The following is a 16,367-nucleotide window of genomic DNA, read 5'->3' on the forward strand; positions in this document are numbered from 1 at the left end:
TCCTTTTGGACTCGCTTTTACCATCAAACTATAGCAGTAATTTGACGAAACAATTAACTAAATTTTTATATTTTAAATTCTTTTGTATAAGTTCTTTCATCAGAACTAACAATTACTTTATAAACACCAGTTTCTTTTTGAGACAATTTATAAACTCTTTTTAAAATTTTGTCCCCAGATAAGGTTTCAGAAAGTACAGCTTCATCATTATAATAAAGAGTAACTTTTAAAGGTTCGTTGTTAAAATTAATTTTTGATACTAATAATAATTCACCTTCCGTTCTAATGATTGGTTTAAATATTTTTTCATCTTTATTGTTTAAAAATGTTACCAATCCATTTTCAACATAAAATTGTTTAATAACAATTTCGAAGTCTTTATTTAACTCAGCAGAATAGATTCCATTTTCTAAAGCAGAAAAATCAAATGTTTTAGAATAGTCTCCAGAATTTTGAATTTCATTATTATAAACAGTTAAACCGTTACTATTTTTAATAGTTAAAGTCTGACCTTTTTTTACATTATTAAATTCAACCTTAACAGTTTTCTTTGCTTCTTTATAATTGGTATTGTCTTTTTCGTTTGCGCTAGTTATTAATGTTCCGAACATTAAAGCAACTAATATAATTTTCTTCATTTTATTTGTCATTTATATGATTAATAACACTGCAAATTTATGGTAGCAATTCTGTTTAGAAAACATCTAAATTGGTAGGTTTATGTAGTAGATTAACTGTTATTTTTATGTTAAAAGAAAGTAAAGATAATTTAGTCTATAATTTTGTTAATTTTATACAGCTTTTTAGTGTTAAGTGTCGTAAATTTGCCGTTAAATAGTACTATTTATGAACGTTAAACCTACTTTAGAGAAAATTAGTCCCGATTTTGGAAGCTCAATACTTGTAAAAAAACATACAGAGTTTTTGAAGCAAATAAAAGCATTCTGGCATTTTCACCCTGAAATCGAATTAGTTTATGTGAATAAGGGAAAGGGTAAAAGACATATTGGTAATCATTTGTCTTACTTTAATAATAGTCAGTTATTATTAATAGGTTCTAATTTGCCACATAATGGTTTTACAGATAGGCTAACAACAAATGGTTCTGAAACCTTGGTACAATTTAAACCAGATTTTTTAGGAAATGAGTTTTTTGAAGTTCCAGAAATGAAACCTATTAGTATTTTATTTGAAAAAGCTAAAAAAGGAATTCTTTTTGGTGTAAAAACAAAACAAAAATTAGGTCCGAAAATTGAAAAATTATCTGAAAAAGAGGGTTTTAAACAAGTTTTGATTTTGTTAGAAATTTTACACACACTTTCTAAATCAGACGATTATACTTTATTGAATGCCGATGGTTATGCATTTGAAACGCAACCGCAAGACAGTAGCAAAATAGATGTAATCTTTAAACATATAAACGAAAATTTTAATCAACATATTAGTTTAGATGAAATTTCTGATCTTGTAAGTATGACGGTTCCTGCGTTTTGTAGATTCTTTAAGAAAACAACAGGAAGAACGTTTACCAAATTGGTAAATGAATATAGAGTTGTACATGCAACTAAATTGTTATCTGAAAGCCAAACGAGTATTACAGATATTTGTTTTGAATGTGGTTTTAATAACTTTTCTCACTTTAATAAATTGTTTAAAGAGTTTACAGGGAAATCAGCTTCAAAATATAGAAGTGAAATGATGAGTTTAATTCAGAATTAAGCGTTTCATATTACTTAACTCCGTTCCATTCATCATCAAATTGCTTTAGAAATAATTCCATAAAAGAATGTCTTTCTGTAGCAATTTGTTGTCCAGTAACAGTATTCATTTTATCTTTTAATAGCAATAATTTTTCGTAAAAATGATTGATTGTTGGAGCGGAAGAATTTTTATACTCTTCTTTTGTCATATTTAGATTTGGCAGAATTTCTGGGTCATACAAAGCTCTGTTTTTAAATCCACCATAATTAAAACAACGTGCAATACCAATGGCGCCAATTGCGTCTAATCTGTCTGCATCTTGCACAACCTCTAATTCTTTAGACGTAAATTTTATACCATTAGTCTCTAAAGAATTCTTAAAAGAAATATGTTTTATAATATTTATAACATGCGCTATTATATCTTTAGCTACGTTTTGTTCTTCTAAAAAGGTTGTAGCTATTTTAGGACCAACAGTTTCATCACCATTATAAAATTTAGGGTCTGCAATATCATGCAACAAAGCGCCTAAAGAAACTATAAAAGCATTTACCTTTTCATCCTTAGAAATTAAAACAGCATTTTTATAGACACGCTCTATATGAAACCAATCATGTCCGCCTTCGGCATCTTTTAAGGTTTCTTTTACAAATTTTATAGTATTTAGTATGATGTTGTCTTTATCCATGTTACAAAAGTAAAAAATCTCAAGTTAAAAGAAACTTGAGATTTTAATTTTTAAACTAGATATTTGTATCTATTACTTTTTATAAATAGCCATTACTGGGATATCAATATGATTGATTAAATCTTCGGCTAAACTAAAGGTAAATAAACGTTGGTATAAGTTACGTTCTTGATTTAATAAGCAAACCATGTCTATTTTATTTTCGGTACAATAATCTGTTAAAGATGTTTTTAAATGTAAAGTATCTATAGAAACAAATTTGGTTTTTTTATGTTTTAAAGTTAAGTTCTGTCTAAAGTTATCCATTAATGGAGAAATTGATTCACCATGTGCTAAATCGAAATGTACAACGTGTAATTGAGCACTAAACTCTTTAGCTACTTTTGTTATTTTTTCTAAAGGTTCAATTTCTTCATCTCTATAATCTACCAAAAACATAATATTGTCTAAAGAACCATCAAATTTTGCGTTTTCTGGAACTGCGATTACAGGTTTGTCTATTTCTTCTAAAATTTTAATGGTATTGGTTTCCATAAAAATATTAAAAAGACTGCTATTTTTTCCTTTGCTGGTTCCCATTATAATGATGTCAATTTTGTCATCACGTTTGGCAACATATTTAAATAGTGAATCAGAAAAAACACCTTCATCAACAATATATTTTACTTTTAAGTCTCCTTTTTTACTTGCTTTTATCAGCTTTTGAAAAGGCGGAAATTTATCTTTTTTATTTCTAAAATTATCAATATCAATTTTTTCATAAATAGATTTTGTTTTTTCATCTACCGATATGTCTTCATGATAGGCATGATATATAATTAAGGTAGCATCTAGCTTTTGTGCGTATTCCATTGCATACGCAAACGCGTTTAAAGAAATTTCTGAAAAGTCTGTTGGAAATAATATGTTTTTCATAATTTTTAGTTTTAGAAAGATACCTCGAGGTTTAATTCGTAAATATTATTTTCGTTGGATGTTTTGTTGTTATGTTCTGCATTTAATACCAATCTTAGATATTTGTTTACAGTATAAGAAAGGCCGCCAATAAAACGTTTTGTATTCGCATCGTCTAAAGTTTCTAAATGAAAGGAATCGTATCTTGCCCAAAGTGCTAAAGGTGATTTTTTTATTTTATATTCTCCAAAAAAACTATAGCCATCATTTTCAATTGCTTTACTAAAATCGTTTTCATCTACATATTCTCCTCTAAAATCTCCTATACCGCTATGCATTTGTCCTGTTAAAGTTAATTGTTTTCCTGTATATGCAATAAACCCTAATAGCTGATTAAATTTAGGATTGTACTCACTATTTCCTCTTCCAACATTAAAATAACCACTTATATGTAATTCTGGTAATTTATTGGTAAATGGTCTAACAGATAAACGTCCCGAAAGCACTTTATTATTGTTGTTTTCTTCACCTGAATATCCTCCACCATTAAATAAACCGACTACATAACTCACGTATTTACCAGGCATAGCTCCGTTTGCCTCTTTAAGGAATTTTTTATCCATTGCAGGACCAATATTTCCACCGTAGGTGATACCAAAATCAGCAGAATTAAAAATTCTATTTCTTTCAATAAACATATTGTCTTGTACTCTGTAGGTATTTATTTTTTGTTCAAAATCTAACCAAGGAGTATGTACCATACCAACTTCTACCCAGTTTCCTGTAAAAACATCACTATTAAAATTGGGTTTTGCTTTTACATATAAATACTTTAAACGCGTTTCTATATTACCAGCATCGGGTCCATCTCTATCCACAGTTAAATCCATCGTATAACGTACGGAATAGGTTTTGTTCAAGTCTTTTTTTAAGGTAAAATAACTCCTTTTTAAAACAAAAGCACTCTGATGATCGTTTGTAATGCCTATTTCGTCATCGGCTTGTGTTTGAGAAATACCATCTCTATAGGCAATAAACCAATTTCCAGACATTTGAAGAAAATCTGCAATAGTAATTCCTTTTTCATCGGTATCTATTCCGTTTTTTTGGCTTTGTGCCATTGTTAAATCAGTAAAAGAAAGTAGACAAACTAATATAATGCAAGTTTTAAATTTAAAATACATTGGTTTTAATTTAGAATGATTGTTAAATTGAAGTTGCTATAAATTTGACACCATAGACAAGTGCAATACTTACTAAGAGGCCTATTAACACCTTAAATAAATCTACTCCTAAACTTTTAAACATATCTCTACGAGCTTCGTTTTTACGCAATACAAAGTTTAAGGCAATTTCTCTACCTGCTAAAATTCCTATAAACACCCAAGTTGTACTCATTGGTACGTTGTTTAGTTCTTTAAAGTAGAATAAAACAATACCATACGTAAAGTCTATTAATGTAGCCGATCTAATATCTACTGTGTTTGTTTTAGAGCGAATAATGCTTTGTATTGCACCTCCTTTAGATTTAATAATGTAAGCCAAAAGTCCTAAAATAACAACTAAAGAACCTATTAACTCCCAAACACTTAATTGTCTTGGTAAGTACACATAAATATTAGCAAAATCTTGAATTAGCCATTGCGACCATAAAAAACCTGTAGATAACCATTGTAAGGCTGTCCATATATTTCTTTGTTTATCTGTAATTGGGTTTTCAATAAATTTCTTTTCAACCGATTTAGAGATAATTAGGTATAAGACGATGGATGCTGTTAGCGCAAGTAAATAACCAGAAACAGATTTTGTAACCATATCTCCTAAGTTCTTTGCATTAAAAAATGTAAGAATTAAAAAAGAGGTACTTACCGGTATTCCAGTACGTGTTAAAAGCATTAAAACAATTGGAGGTAGAATGTAGTACCAAGCAAATGGTTGTGGTAAAGGATATTTTGCCAATCTTCCGTAAGAAACATCTCCGTTATGAGTAACGTAACCGTAGATTAATGTTACGGCAAGTATACCACCAGCAAAAAGCCATAGAACCCACCATTTTTTACGTTCGTTAGAACTTAAAAAGGTTCCTAATGTTTGTATGGTGTCATTTCCTACAACAGAATATGCTGCTAAGAAAAACCCTAAATACATTACTGTTAATTCCATAGGTAAATTAAATTAGTTATAATTTAACTCAAAGGAATACTATTACAAAACAGTAAATGTTAAGTAAATATTATGATACTATAAAGTTTGAGGTAGTAGAAGTTATTTCCTTAATGCAAGTTCCTTCTTTATATTTTTGATATCAACATACATATAAATAGACATCGGTATAAAAAACAAAGGTAAAAAGGTATGAAAAGAGGTACCGTTTTCAATGGTAGAAAAAATAGCAAATACTACCATTAAAAGAATGACAACTATTTTAATGATAAAAAAGTTTTTTTGCTTTTTTAGTTTTGTTATAAGTTCTTCTTTGGTGTATGTAGAAAATTCTGAAGCCATAATAAGTAATGTTATTGAAAAAAAAATCCACCTATATTATTAAGTGGATTTTTTTTGTATAATATATTTTTAGAAGCCTAGCAAAACTCTTCGTAAGCCTGTGCTAAATTCTGTGCAATCATTTGTGCAGATCTTCCTTCAATATGGTGGCGCTCTAACATGTGTACCAATTTACCATCTTTAAACAAAGCCATTGCTGGAGATGATGCTGGAAAAGGAATCATAAACTCACGTGCTTTTTGTGTAGATTCTTTTTCTACACCAGCAAAAACAGTTGTTAAGTTTGTAGGTGTTTTGTCTGCTCCTAAAGATGCAATAGCACCTGGTCTTGCCGTACCTGCAGCACAACCACAAACAGAGTTAACCACTACCAAAGTAGTTCCTTTTTTAGACATTGCGTTTTCTACGTCTTCACTTGTATATAATGCTTCAAAACCTGCGTTAATTAACTCATCGCGCATTGGTTTTACTAATTCTTCTGGATACATATTTTCTAATTTTAAAATGCAAAGATAGGTATAAGTTAAAGAAAAGTCAACTTTATAAAAATAGTTGTCTCAATAGAAATATCAATAAAATTGATATCAAATAAATTATTAAAAAGCTATTCTTTATTCTTTGGGCATCCCCATTTTTAAAACAAAGTTCCGTTTACACTACACTTTTTTTAAAAATCGTCAGGCTTTCAAAGCTCGCTTCCCGCTAAAAAGCGGGAGAGCTCAAACAAACTTTTCAATCCTTCATGCATATAAGCATCAAAGTTTATTAGTTACAGAGTTACAAAGTAAAAAAAGTAATAAATTACAGTGTCTAGATTTTTAAAAATCAAACAAACCAATTTCAAAAACTATAAGTCTTTGTTTCTTTGAAACTTTGTAACTTTGCCGCTTCAAATAAAAAATAAATAATGGGAAGTTTTACAAAATGGTTAGGAGCAGGATTAGGATTTACTTTTGGAGGTCCAATAGGTGCAGCCATTGGTTTTGCAGTAGGTAGTTTTGTAGATGGTTTTTCTATAAAAGATCTTACACAAGAGCAACTAGATTACGAAAGAACCAGACAATCTAGTGCTAGAGGTAGCGCTGCAGATACACAATCTGGAGATTTTGAAATGAGTTTATTGGTTTTAGCATCAATAGTTATAAAGTCTGACGGAAAAGTAGATCAGCGCGAATTAGACTTTGTACGTTCTCAATTTGTTGGCATGTACGGTAAAGAAAGAGCTAACAATGCCTTTAAGCTTTTTAGCGGAATTATAAAAAAGGAAGTTTCTGCGCGTCAAGTTTGTATACAGATTAGACAAAATATGTCTCACGCATCTCGTTTGCAATTATTACATTTCTTATTCGGTATTGCAAAAGCAGATGGTTTTGTAGCAGAGTCTGAAATAGAAGAAATTAGAAAGATGGCTGGTTATTTGTACATCAACCAAAACGATTTTGAGTCTATAAAAGCAATGTTCCATGATGCTTCAGAAAATGCCTATAAAATTTTAGATATAGAAAAGACAGCTACAGATGCAGAAGTTAAGAGTGGTTATAGAAAAATGGTAAAAAAATACCATCCAGATAAATTACAAGGTTTAGGGGAAGAGCATTTAAAAGGTGCAAATGAAAAATTCCAAAGCATACAAGCTGCATATGAAAAGATAAAAAATGAACGTGGCTTGTAAATAAAGTTTCAAAGCTACATAGTTGCAGAGTAACAAAGTACAAGCTCAGTTACTTTGTAACTTTTAGTCTTTGCAACTTTGTAACTTCTTCCCAACTTTGTAACTTTTTTTATGCTTTGTAACTTCTTTAGAAACAAACTTAAAAATTAGAAGAATTTCAGTAAATTCGCAATCTTATTAGAAAAGACAGAAAATGAAAGCGAAATTTCCTGAGTATAAAGGACTTGACTTACCAAAAGTAGCAGAAGAAATCTTAAGCTATTGGCAAGAAAATAACATCTTCGAAAAGAGTGTATCTTCTAGAGAAAATGCAAAACCTTTTGTGTTTTTTGAAGGACCTCCTTCTGCAAACGGACTTCCAGGAGTTCACCATGTTTTAGCACGCGCTATTAAAGATATTTTTCCACGTTATAAAACTATGAAAGGCTACCAAGTAAAGCGTAAAGCTGGTTGGGATACGCATGGTTTACCAATAGAATTGGGTGTAGAAAAAGAATTAGGAATTACCAAAGAAGATATTGGAAAAACCATTTCTGTAGAAGATTATAACGCAGCTTGTAGAAAAGCCGTTATGAAATATACAGATGTTTGGCATGACTTAACCAATAAAATGGGATATTGGGTAGATATGGAAGATCCATATATTACCTACGAACCTAAATATATGGAGTCTGTTTGGTGGTTGCTAAAAGAGATTTACAATAAAAAATTAATTTACAAAGGGTATACAATTCAGCCATATTCGCCAAAAGCGGGTACGGGTTTAAGTTCTCATGAGCTGAATCAACCTGGTACGTATCAAGATGTAACTGATACTACTATTGTTGCACAATTTAAAGCTGTAGAAAATACATTACCAGACTTTTTACAAAACGAAGGAACTGTTTATTTTATCGCTTGGACAACAACTCCTTGGACGTTACCATCTAATACTGCATTAACTGTTGGACCTAAAATTGAATATGTTTTAGTAGAAACTTTTAATCAGTATACATTTGAGCCTATCAAAGTAATTTTAGCTAAGAAATTAGTTGGAAAGCAATTTGCAGGTAAAAATAATGTAGAAGTTGAAACTTCGGAAGAATTAAGTTCTTATAATTCTGGTGATAAAAAAATACCTTATCACGTTATAAAAGAATTTATTGGTAAAGATTTAGTTGATATTAAATACGAACCAGTTTTAGATTACTGTAGACCAAATGATAATCCGGAAGATGCTTTTAGAGTAATTTTAGGAGATTTTGTTACTACAGAAGACGGAACAGGAATTGTACATACAGCACCAACTTTTGGTCAAGATGATGCTTTGGTTGCAAAACAAGCAGTACCAGAAATTCCACCAATGTTGGTGAAAGATGAAAATGATAATTTAGTTCCTTTAGTAAATTTACAAGGTAAGTTTAGACCAGAAATGGGCGAGTTTGCAGGTAAATACGTAAAGAACGAATATTATCCTGAAGGTGAAGCACCAGAAAGATCTATTGATGTTGAGTTAGCGATTAAGCTTAAAACAGAAAATAAAGCCTTTAAGGTTGAGAAATATAAACACAGTTATCCAAATTGTTGGAGAACCGATAAACCAATTTTATACTATCCATTAGATTCTTGGTTTATTAAAGTGACTGATGTTAAAGATAGAATGCACGGTTTAAACAAAACCATTAACTGGAAACCTGAATCTACAGGAACCGGACGTTTTGGAAACTGGTTGGCAAATGCAAACGATTGGAATTTATCTCGTTCTCGTTATTGGGGAATTCCATTACCAATCTGGAGAACAGAAGACGGTAAAGAAGAAATTTGTGTTGGTTCTGTTAAAGAATTAAAAGAAGAAATGGCAAAGGCTGTAACAGCTGGCGTTTTAGCGAAAGATATTTTTGAAGATTTTGAAGTTGATAACAACTCAGAAGAAAACTATGCAAAAATAGATTTACATAAAAACATTGTGGATGAAATAGTATTAGTTTCAGCATCTGGACAACCAATGAAACGTGAAAACGATTTAATTGATGTGTGGTTCGATTCTGGTTCTATGCCGTATGCACAATGGCATTACCCGTTTGAAAACAAACAAAAAATTGATGGAAACGAATCTTTCCCTGCAGATTTTATTGCAGAAGGAGTAGATCAAACCAGAGGTTGGTTTTATACTTTACACGCAATTGCAACAATGGTTTTCGATTCTGTAGCGTATAAAAACGTTGTTTCTAACGGTTTAGTTTTAGATAAAAACGGACATAAAATGTCTAAACGTTTAGGGAATGCAACAGATCCTTTTACAACATTATCTACGTATGGAGCAGATGCAACACGTTGGTACATGATTGCAAATGCAAATCCTTGGGACAATTTAAAATTCGATTTAGATGGAATAGAAGAGGTAAAACGTAAATTCTTCGGAACTTTATATAATACCTATTCTTTCTTTACTTTATATACAAATCTTGATGGTTTTTCTTATGAAGAAGCAGATATTCCTTTAGAAAAAAGACCAGAAATAGATCGTTGGGTTTTATCAGAATTACATACTTTAATTGCTAAAGTAGATAAGTTTTATGAAGAATATGAACCTACAAGAGCTGCAAGAGCAATATCAGACTTTACACAAGATTACTTGAGTAACTGGTACGTGCGTTTAAGTAGAAGACGTTTTTGGAAAGGAGATTATCAAACAGATAAAATTTCTGCATATCAAACTTTGTACACTTGTATGAATACGATAGCAAAATTAGCATCGCCAATTGCGCCATTTTTTATGGACAGATTGTATCAAGATTTAAATTCGGTAACAGGTAAAGAAACATCAGAAAGTATTCACTTATCAGATTTCCCTGTATATGATGCAAGTTTTGTTGATAAGAGTCTAGAGCGTAAAATGGAAAATGCACAAGTAATATCATCTTTAGTTTTATCACTTAGAGCAAAAGAAAAGATTAAAGTGCGTCAGCCATTACAAAAAATTATGATTCCTGTTGATAATGAACAACAGAAAGAAGAAATTTTAGCGGTTGCTAATCTTATTAAAAATGAAGTAAACATTAAAGAAATTCAGATTTTAGACGATGCTTCAGATATCTTAATTAAACAAATAAAACCTAATTTTAAAACCTTAGGACCAAAGTTTGGTAAAGACATGCGTTTTATAGCTGCTGAGGTGCAGAAGTTTAACCAAGAAGATATTAACAAAATAGAGAAAGTTGGAAACATTTCTTTAGAAATTAATGGAAAAAGCATTATTTTAGAACTCTCAGACGTAGAGATATCATCTAAAGACATAGAAGGGTGGTTAGTTGCAAATGAAGGGGCGTTAACAGTTGCTTTAGATGTTACCATAACAGAAGATTTGCGTAAAGAAGGAGTTGCCAGAGAATTGGTAAATAGAATCCAAAATGCACGTAAAGACACCGGTTTAGAAGTAACAGATAGAATAAAATTAACGGTTTTAAATTTCGAGAACTTACAAAAATCTATCACGGATAATAAAGACTACATAATGAGTGAAACATTAACTAAGGAATTGGTTTTTGTTGATGAATTAAATGATGGTACAGAAATTGAATTTGATACCATAAAAAGTAGAATATTAATAGAAAAAATGTAAGATTTATGTCAGACGTAAAACAAAAATATTCAGCGGAAGACTTACAAGAGTTTAAAGCAATTATAGACAAGAAGATAGCAAGAGCAAATGAAGATTTAGCGTTGTTAAAAGCTGCTTATAAAAATGATTCAGATAACGGTACAAATGATACTTCACATTCATTTAAGTCTTTTGATGAAGGTTCTGAAGTGATGAACAAAGAAGCAAATGTTCAGTTAGCTATTAGACAAGAAAAGTTTATTAGAGACTTAAAAAACGCTTTGTTACGTATAGAGAATAAGACGTATGGTGTTTGTAGAGTAACAGGTAAATTAATACAGAAAGAACGTTTAAGAATAGTACCTCATGCAACTTTAAGCATAGAAGCTAAGCGTAAACAATAATAAATTACTTATCATAATTAAAAAGCTTCTTTAGGGAAGCTTTTTTTTGTTTTATACTATTAATATAATGTTTACTGATCTGCATTTAAGGCTGTTTCTATTCTTTTTATTGACCTCTGCAACGGTTTTATCGCAAAAGAAAGTGATTAAAAAATTTGAAACTCAATTAAAAGAAATAGAAATTTCTACACTTGGGTTAGATGATGTTTTAATAGAGAATACAGACGCTAATTTTATAGAGATTTTTTTAACTGCAGAAAATATAGCGGAACAGCATATTATTTACAAAGAAGAATTTAATACTTTAAAGATTCAATTTGAAATACCAGAAAGTTTGCCAGAAGACAAGGTGTTTAGAAAATTTATAACAGAAAGATTGCAAAGAGCAAGTGTAGTTCTTAAAATTCCAAGTAATAAAGAGATTACTGTTTTTGGCGACGAAATAAATATTGAATCTAAAAGCTATAAAGGAAATTTAAATATTTTTATTGAAAAAGGAATTTTAAAATTACATACAATTATTGAGAATTTAGTAGTAAAAATGTATGCCGGAAACTTATATGCAACTTCAAATAATACCAGTATTGATATCGTTTCTAATACAGGTAAAATAATAATTAACGATGTTTTAGTTGATAAAACTTATCAAAAAAGAGACGCAAAATCTACTAAAGAAGTTCGTGTAAATTCTGCAAAAGCTAATATTTTCTTAACAGCCGAATAAACGCAATATTATTGTTATTTTTGTGAGCACAAATTAAAAACAGATGTCAAAAAAGAGTCTTGCTATTCTAATAATTTTTATCGCAATTATTTTAGATCAAGTAATTAAAATTTATGTAAAAACCCATTTTATTTTAGGTGAAGAAGTGGTTGTTTTCGATTGGTTTAGAATCCATTTTACAGAAAATAATGGTATGGCAATGGGTTTTGAGTTTGGAGGAAAAGGAGGGAAACTCTTTTTAACCTTATTTAGATTGATTGCAGTATCTGGAATAATCTATTGGTTAATACAAAACATTAAAAAGAAGGTACACAATGCCGTAATTATAGCGATTGCTTTAATTTTTTCTGGAGCAGTTGGTAATATTATAGATTCTGTTTTTTACGGAATTATTTTTGACGGATCTAACCACAAAGTAGCAACACTATTTACAGACAAACCGTATGGAGAATTATTTCATGGTAGAGTAGTAGATATGTTTTATTTTCCTTTATGGCAAGGTGTTTTACCAGATTGGATTCCTGTTATGGGTGGAGAAATGTTTACTTTTTTTCAATATATATTTAATCCGGCAGATGCTTTTATAAGTATTGGTGTGGCATTGTTGTTTATTTTTAGCAAGCAAGCTTTTCCTAAAGAAGAGGAAGTTGCTTTAAAAGAATAATATTTTACCTTTAAAGAAAGTTTATGCCTATGAAACGCTTTCTAAAATACCTTGTTGTTTTTTTTCTCGGATTTTTTATCGCCAAATATTGGTGTGATAGAAACGAGAGAAATCATAAACAAGAAGAAATACAAGTAGTAGTTACTTCTATTAAGAATTTGAGTAAACTAGTGGTTTCTAAAGGAACTTTTTCTGAAGTTTATAATTACTCAGACTCTAAAAAATACTTTTACGATTATCTTTCTTTTGATAAAAAAGCCATTGTAACCGTAAATGCAACTGTAGAGGTTGGTTATGATTTATCTAAATTAGAAATTCGGATAGACTCTGTAGGTAGGAAAATTTATATTAATAAAATACCGAAAGAAGAGGTTGTTATTTCTCCTGATATAAAATATTTCGACTTACAACAAAGTCAATTCAATACTTTTACCAAGAATGAGTTGAATAAAATCAACCAAAAAAGTATCGAAAAAATTAAAGAAACCATAACGGTTACTGACTTAAAAGAAAAAGCAAAAACAAGATTGTTTGAGGAGTTGTCTAAAATATATCAACTTTCTGCTGTTTATAATTGGAAAGTTATAGATAATACAAATTCGGGAATTTTTAGTAATTTTAAAGATTAAGTTTAAAAAAAGCCCTCAAAAATAAAGTTGAGAGCTTTTGTAATCCTTTTTTTATTACAATACATCCGTAGCTATTTCTAGACTTAAAGTTTAAACCGTTAAATCGGCATATTTACCATAGTTTATTATAAAATTAGCTGTCTTTTAGATATTAAAATCTGGAGTAATTTCTATTAATTTCTTTTGAATACCATAAATAACCAAACCCGCTACATTTTTAGAATGTGTTTTAAGTAATAAGTTATTTCTATGACCTTCTACGGTTCTTGGGCTAATAAATAGTTTGTCTGCAATTTCTGCAGTAGTGCATTGATCGCAAATTAATTCTAAAACATCAATTTCTCTTTTAGAAAGTAGCTTTTTATCTAAATCTATTTTTATGCGTTTTCCACTAGAAGAATTAATGTTTTCATGTATAATTTTTAAAACCTTTTCATCATAATAAAAACCTTTATTATATACTTCATTTATGGTATGAATTACCATTTTAGGGCTTGTGTTTTTAAGAAGGTAAGAAGAGGCTCCAACATCAATCATATTGGTTATAAAAGATTTTCCGTCAAAACTAGTTAAAGCAATTATCTTAATGTTTGGGTGTGTCTTATGAATTATTTTTGTAGCTTCTACACCATTTATTTCTGGCATTTTTAGATCCATTAAAATAATATCAGGAGTGCCTTCTGAATAGGATAAAAAATCAATTAAATCTTTACCGTTTTTTGCTTCATAAGTAATGTTAAAGTTACTTTCTCTTTCTAGTAAAAATCGGATACCTTTTCTAAAAAGTTCTTCATCATCGGCAATTATGATATTAATTTTCATCATTATTTGGGGGTTATATTACAATTAAAATATTAAATCCTTTTCCTACTTCACTACCAATACTATATTTTCCATTTAACAGAGAAACTCTACTTTCAATATTTTTCATACCAAGGCCTTTTTTATTTTCTTTTTTATCAGAATTAAAACCAATGCCGTTATCTGTATAGCTAAAAATAAGATTTTTGTCTTTATGAGAAATATTTATAGTACTATTTTTTGCTTTACCGTGCCTTACAGAATTATTAATTAATTCTTGAGTAATTCTAAAAAGGTGTAATTCGTTTTGTGGGTTTAAATGCTTCTTGAGGTAATTAATATTGTATGTTATATTAATTTTTCTACTATTATTAAAAGAGTCTGCAAGTTCTTCTACGGCATCTTTAAAACCAAATTCTTCTAGAATTGGAGGTAGTAAATTATGTGCAATTTTACGAGCACTTTCTAAGGTTTTGTCTGTAGCTTCTAAAATACCATTGTTAACAATTAAATATTCTTCTGGAGATAAATCTCCATCTTTTAATAGGTTTGCATTTAGGTTAATTACATTTAGTTTAGAGCTAATATCATCATGTAAATCTTGTGCAATACGTTTGCGTTCTTCTTCTTGAGTTATAATGATAGACTGTATAATTTCTTTTTGATGGGTTACTTCTAATTTCTTTTTTTCTAGCTCTTTGTCTACAATTTTTTTTCTTGAAGAGAAGAAAAATAGTAAGAGCGCAAGGCCCATAAATAGAAGTAATAAAACCCCTATTAAAGCGATAAGGATCACTTGGTTTTCTTGAATAAGTGCTTCTGTCATTGGGGGTTTTTGAAGAATCTTAACGAAGTTACAACATTTTTTTTTATTTCTATAATTGTCGTTTTTATTACTTTAAATAGTATTATCTATAGATCTATACTTAACACCTGCTTTGTTTAAAAAAAATAAGTCTTATAAATTTAATCTGTGTTTTTGGATGTAAATATTTGATAGATTTTCTTAGTAATTGGTTTTCTAAAGTTTTTATACCATTCTACAAAAATCATCAGCTGAAAAACAAGATACAAGATGGTATTAAACTGCCAAACATAAAATTTTAATTCTCTAGAACCGATGTTTCCTAATGTAAAAATTAACGTACTGCACAATGTATATACAAAGAAACCAGAGTTAAAATAAATGTATCTTTTATCTTTAGCATCTTCTATTTTTTTTAGAAAAAAGAAAAAACTATATAATAACAATGCTATAGATGTAATTGCAATTTCTAAAACACTCCACCTATTTAAATTATTAGGAAAATTATAGAGGTATATAATAAAAGAAGTGGCTATTATAAATGTTAGAAAAATATGTAAGCGCTTGTACTTTTTAAAATCAGTAAGAGAGGAGAAGAATAGGCTTAAAAAAATAAACTGACCAATAAAAAAATAATGACTTAAAAAAAGGTTGTAATTGTTTAACGAATTTAAAATGTTAGATAAAAACTGAATAAAAAGACAAAGCAATAAATACATAATAAAGTATTTTAGTGCTTTGTGTTTTTTATTATAGCTTATAATAAAAACGAGTGTATTTAAAACTAATACAGCATAGCCAGTATTTATTACAAAATCATCAAAAGTCATATTAGGCAGCTTAATTTAAAGGACTTTCAGAGTCGCATTTATCCGGACAAGGAGTCGTCAAATCATAAATAAAATCACTTTCTGAATCTAGATTTTCGCCATCTTTAGAAGAAATCATGTCTTTACCATTGGCATCTACACCCACAATAATTAATTTTTCTTCAAAAACAGTTTCTCCTTCAATTTTATGTTTATGTACACCTAAATAGGCTCTTACTGTTACAGCTCCCTCTGCAATTACCTCTTTTAAATCTTCTAAAGGAATGTTAAAAGCCCTGCAATCTCGGTGTGCATTATAGGTGCCTTCCATTTTTCGCCATCTTTTGGTCCATTTTTTAGCTGTTTTTAATGAAATGGTATTTTTTTTTGCCATGTTTAGTTTGTATTGGTAGTTAATAAATAATTTTGGTTAGGTTTTAAAAGTATAGAAAATAACTAAGATGCCCTATTAATACGTAATTTTAAATATT

18 protein-coding genes are annotated in these 16,367 nt (G+C 29.5%); 7 read left to right on the forward strand and 11 right to left on the reverse strand.

The window, feature by feature from the left end; all coding sequences use genetic code 11:
• Positions 1 to 65 precede the first annotated feature (65 nt).
• Positions 66 to 638, reverse strand: coding sequence for a hypothetical protein (locus GQS57_RS06730; protein WP_165731805.1), 573 nt, complete (start codon positions 636 to 638; stop codon positions 66 to 68).
• 208 nt (positions 639 to 846) lie between these two features.
• Here GQS57_RS06730 and GQS57_RS06735 point away from each other — a divergent pair, with 208 nt between their 5' ends.
• Positions 847 to 1,719, forward strand: coding sequence for an AraC family transcriptional regulator (locus GQS57_RS06735; protein ID WP_165731806.1), 873 nt, complete (start codon positions 847 to 849; stop codon positions 1,717 to 1,719).
• 10 nt (positions 1,720 to 1,729) lie between these two features.
• On the opposite strand, the gene GQS57_RS06740 is transcribed toward GQS57_RS06735, so the two are convergent.
• The 6 genes from GQS57_RS06740 to GQS57_RS06765 form a co-directional block, all read right to left on the reverse strand.
• On the reverse strand, positions 1,730 to 2,389 hold the full coding sequence (locus GQS57_RS06740; protein WP_165731807.1) for an HD domain-containing protein: 660 nt from the start codon (positions 2,387 to 2,389) through the stop codon (positions 1,730 to 1,732).
• Positions 2,390 to 2,461: 72 nt separating this feature from the next.
• Positions 2,462 to 3,304, reverse strand: a complete 843-nt coding sequence (locus GQS57_RS06745) for a universal stress protein (protein WP_165731808.1) — start codon at positions 3,302 to 3,304, stop codon at positions 2,462 to 2,464.
• Positions 3,305 to 3,315: 11 nt separating this feature from the next.
• A complete protein-coding gene (locus tag GQS57_RS06750; RefSeq protein WP_165731809.1) occupies positions 3,316 to 4,404 on the reverse strand; it encodes a hypothetical protein in 1,089 nt (362 codons plus the stop codon).
• Positions 4,405 to 4,489: 85 nt separating this feature from the next.
• Complete coding sequence (locus tag GQS57_RS06755) at positions 4,490 to 5,446, reverse strand: hypothetical protein (RefSeq protein ID WP_165731810.1); 957 nt, start codon at positions 5,444 to 5,446, stop codon at positions 4,490 to 4,492.
• A gap of 102 nt (positions 5,447 to 5,548) precedes the next feature.
• Entirely contained in the window at positions 5,549 to 5,788 is a 240-nt protein-coding gene (locus GQS57_RS06760; RefSeq protein WP_165731811.1) for a hypothetical protein, read from the reverse strand.
• A gap of 77 nt (positions 5,789 to 5,865) precedes the next feature.
• Complete coding sequence (locus GQS57_RS06765; RefSeq protein WP_165731812.1) at positions 5,866 to 6,276, reverse strand: BrxA/BrxB family bacilliredoxin; 411 nt, start codon at positions 6,274 to 6,276, stop codon at positions 5,866 to 5,868.
• A 419-nt stretch (positions 6,277 to 6,695) separates the two neighbouring features.
• Here GQS57_RS06765 and GQS57_RS06770 point away from each other — a divergent pair, with 419 nt between their 5' ends.
• The 6 genes from GQS57_RS06770 (at position 6,696) to GQS57_RS06795 (ending at position 13,461) form a co-directional block, all read left to right on the forward strand.
• Entirely contained in the window at positions 6,696 to 7,460 is a 765-nt protein-coding gene (locus GQS57_RS06770; protein WP_165731813.1) for a TerB family tellurite resistance protein, read from the forward strand.
• A gap of 193 nt (positions 7,461 to 7,653) precedes the next feature.
• Positions 7,654 to 11,061, forward strand: a complete 3,408-nt coding sequence (ileS, locus tag GQS57_RS06775; protein WP_165731814.1) for an isoleucine--tRNA ligase — start codon at positions 7,654 to 7,656, stop codon at positions 11,059 to 11,061.
• Positions 11,062 to 11,066: 5 nt separating this feature from the next.
• Complete coding sequence (locus GQS57_RS06780; protein ID WP_165731815.1) at positions 11,067 to 11,444, forward strand: TraR/DksA C4-type zinc finger protein; 378 nt, start codon at positions 11,067 to 11,069, stop codon at positions 11,442 to 11,444.
• Between the two features lie 142 nt (positions 11,445 to 11,586).
• The gene (locus GQS57_RS06785; RefSeq protein ID WP_165731816.1) at positions 11,587 to 12,168 is read left to right on the forward strand and encodes a hypothetical protein; all 582 of its coding nucleotides are present in this window, start codon (positions 11,587 to 11,589) and stop codon (positions 12,166 to 12,168) included.
• 43 nt (positions 12,169 to 12,211) lie between these two features.
• Positions 12,212 to 12,832 carry a lipoprotein signal peptidase gene (locus tag GQS57_RS06790; RefSeq protein WP_165731817.1) on the forward strand — a complete coding sequence of 207 codons (621 nt, stop codon included), beginning with the start codon at positions 12,212 to 12,214 and terminating at the stop codon, positions 12,830 to 12,832.
• 29 nt (positions 12,833 to 12,861) lie between these two features.
• A complete protein-coding gene (locus tag GQS57_RS06795; protein WP_165731818.1) occupies positions 12,862 to 13,461 on the forward strand; it encodes a DUF4230 domain-containing protein in 600 nt (199 codons plus the stop codon).
• A gap of 144 nt (positions 13,462 to 13,605) precedes the next feature.
• On the opposite strand, the gene GQS57_RS06800 is transcribed toward GQS57_RS06795, so the two are convergent.
• From GQS57_RS06800 to GQS57_RS06815, 4 genes are all read right to left on the reverse strand, one after another.
• The gene (locus tag GQS57_RS06800; protein ID WP_165731819.1) at positions 13,606 to 14,286 is read right to left on the reverse strand and encodes a response regulator transcription factor; all 681 of its coding nucleotides are present in this window, start codon (positions 14,284 to 14,286) and stop codon (positions 13,606 to 13,608) included.
• 10 nt (positions 14,287 to 14,296) lie between these two features.
• On the reverse strand, positions 14,297 to 15,088 hold the full coding sequence (locus GQS57_RS06805; RefSeq protein ID WP_165731820.1) for a sensor histidine kinase: 792 nt from the start codon (positions 15,086 to 15,088) through the stop codon (positions 14,297 to 14,299).
• Between the two features lie 140 nt (positions 15,089 to 15,228).
• The gene (locus GQS57_RS06810) at positions 15,229 to 15,897 is read right to left on the reverse strand and encodes a hypothetical protein (RefSeq protein ID WP_165731821.1); all 669 of its coding nucleotides are present in this window, start codon (positions 15,895 to 15,897) and stop codon (positions 15,229 to 15,231) included.
• Positions 15,898 to 15,907: 10 nt separating this feature from the next.
• Entirely contained in the window at positions 15,908 to 16,270 is a 363-nt protein-coding gene (locus GQS57_RS06815) for a hypothetical protein (RefSeq protein WP_165731822.1), read from the reverse strand.
• Positions 16,271 to 16,367: the final 97 nt, after the last annotated feature.

Origin of the sequence: Polaribacter sp. 20A6, assembly GCF_011378915.1 — a bacterium.
Taxonomy (GTDB): Bacteria; Bacteroidota; Bacteroidia; order Flavobacteriales; family Flavobacteriaceae; genus Polaribacter; species Polaribacter sejongensis.

Bases quoted from the DNA above. Each gene is read 5' to 3' on its own strand.
- GQS57_RS06730 (WP_165731805.1), bottom strand. From the start codon at position 638: ATGAAGAAAATTATATTAGTTGCTTTAATGTTCGGAACATTAATAACT.
- GQS57_RS06735 (WP_165731806.1), top strand. From the start codon at position 847: ATGAACGTTAAACCTACTTTAGAGAAAATTAGTCCCGATTTTGGAAGC.
- GQS57_RS06740 (WP_165731807.1), bottom strand. From the start codon at position 2,389: ATGGATAAAGACAACATCATACTAAATACTATAAAATTTGTAAAAGAA.
- GQS57_RS06745 (WP_165731808.1), bottom strand. From the start codon at position 3,304: ATGAAAAACATATTATTTCCAACAGACTTTTCAGAAATTTCTTTAAAC.
- GQS57_RS06750 (WP_165731809.1), bottom strand. From the start codon at position 4,404: ATGGCACAAAGCCAAAAAAACGGAATAGATACCGATGAAAAAGGAATT.
- GQS57_RS06755 (WP_165731810.1), bottom strand. From the start codon at position 5,446: ATGGAATTAACAGTAATGTATTTAGGGTTTTTCTTAGCAGCATATTCT.
- GQS57_RS06760 (WP_165731811.1), bottom strand. From the start codon at position 5,788: ATGGCTTCAGAATTTTCTACATACACCAAAGAAGAACTTATAACAAAA.
- GQS57_RS06765 (WP_165731812.1), bottom strand. From the start codon at position 6,276: ATGTATCCAGAAGAATTAGTAAAACCAATGCGCGATGAGTTAATTAAC.
- GQS57_RS06770 (WP_165731813.1), top strand. From the start codon at position 6,696: ATGGGAAGTTTTACAAAATGGTTAGGAGCAGGATTAGGATTTACTTTT.
- ileS (WP_165731814.1), top strand. From the start codon at position 7,654: ATGAAAGCGAAATTTCCTGAGTATAAAGGACTTGACTTACCAAAAGTA.
- GQS57_RS06780 (WP_165731815.1), top strand. From the start codon at position 11,067: ATGTCAGACGTAAAACAAAAATATTCAGCGGAAGACTTACAAGAGTTT.
- GQS57_RS06790 (WP_165731817.1), top strand. From the start codon at position 12,212: ATGTCAAAAAAGAGTCTTGCTATTCTAATAATTTTTATCGCAATTATT.
- GQS57_RS06795 (WP_165731818.1), top strand. From the start codon at position 12,862: ATGAAACGCTTTCTAAAATACCTTGTTGTTTTTTTTCTCGGATTTTTT.
- GQS57_RS06800 (WP_165731819.1), bottom strand. From the start codon at position 14,286: ATGATGAAAATTAATATCATAATTGCCGATGATGAAGAACTTTTTAGA.
- GQS57_RS06805 (WP_165731820.1), bottom strand. From the start codon at position 15,088: ATGACAGAAGCACTTATTCAAGAAAACCAAGTGATCCTTATCGCTTTA.
- GQS57_RS06810 (WP_165731821.1), bottom strand. From the start codon at position 15,897: ATGACTTTTGATGATTTTGTAATAAATACTGGCTATGCTGTATTAGTT.
- GQS57_RS06815 (WP_165731822.1), bottom strand. From the start codon at position 16,270: ATGGCAAAAAAAAATACCATTTCATTAAAAACAGCTAAAAAATGGACC.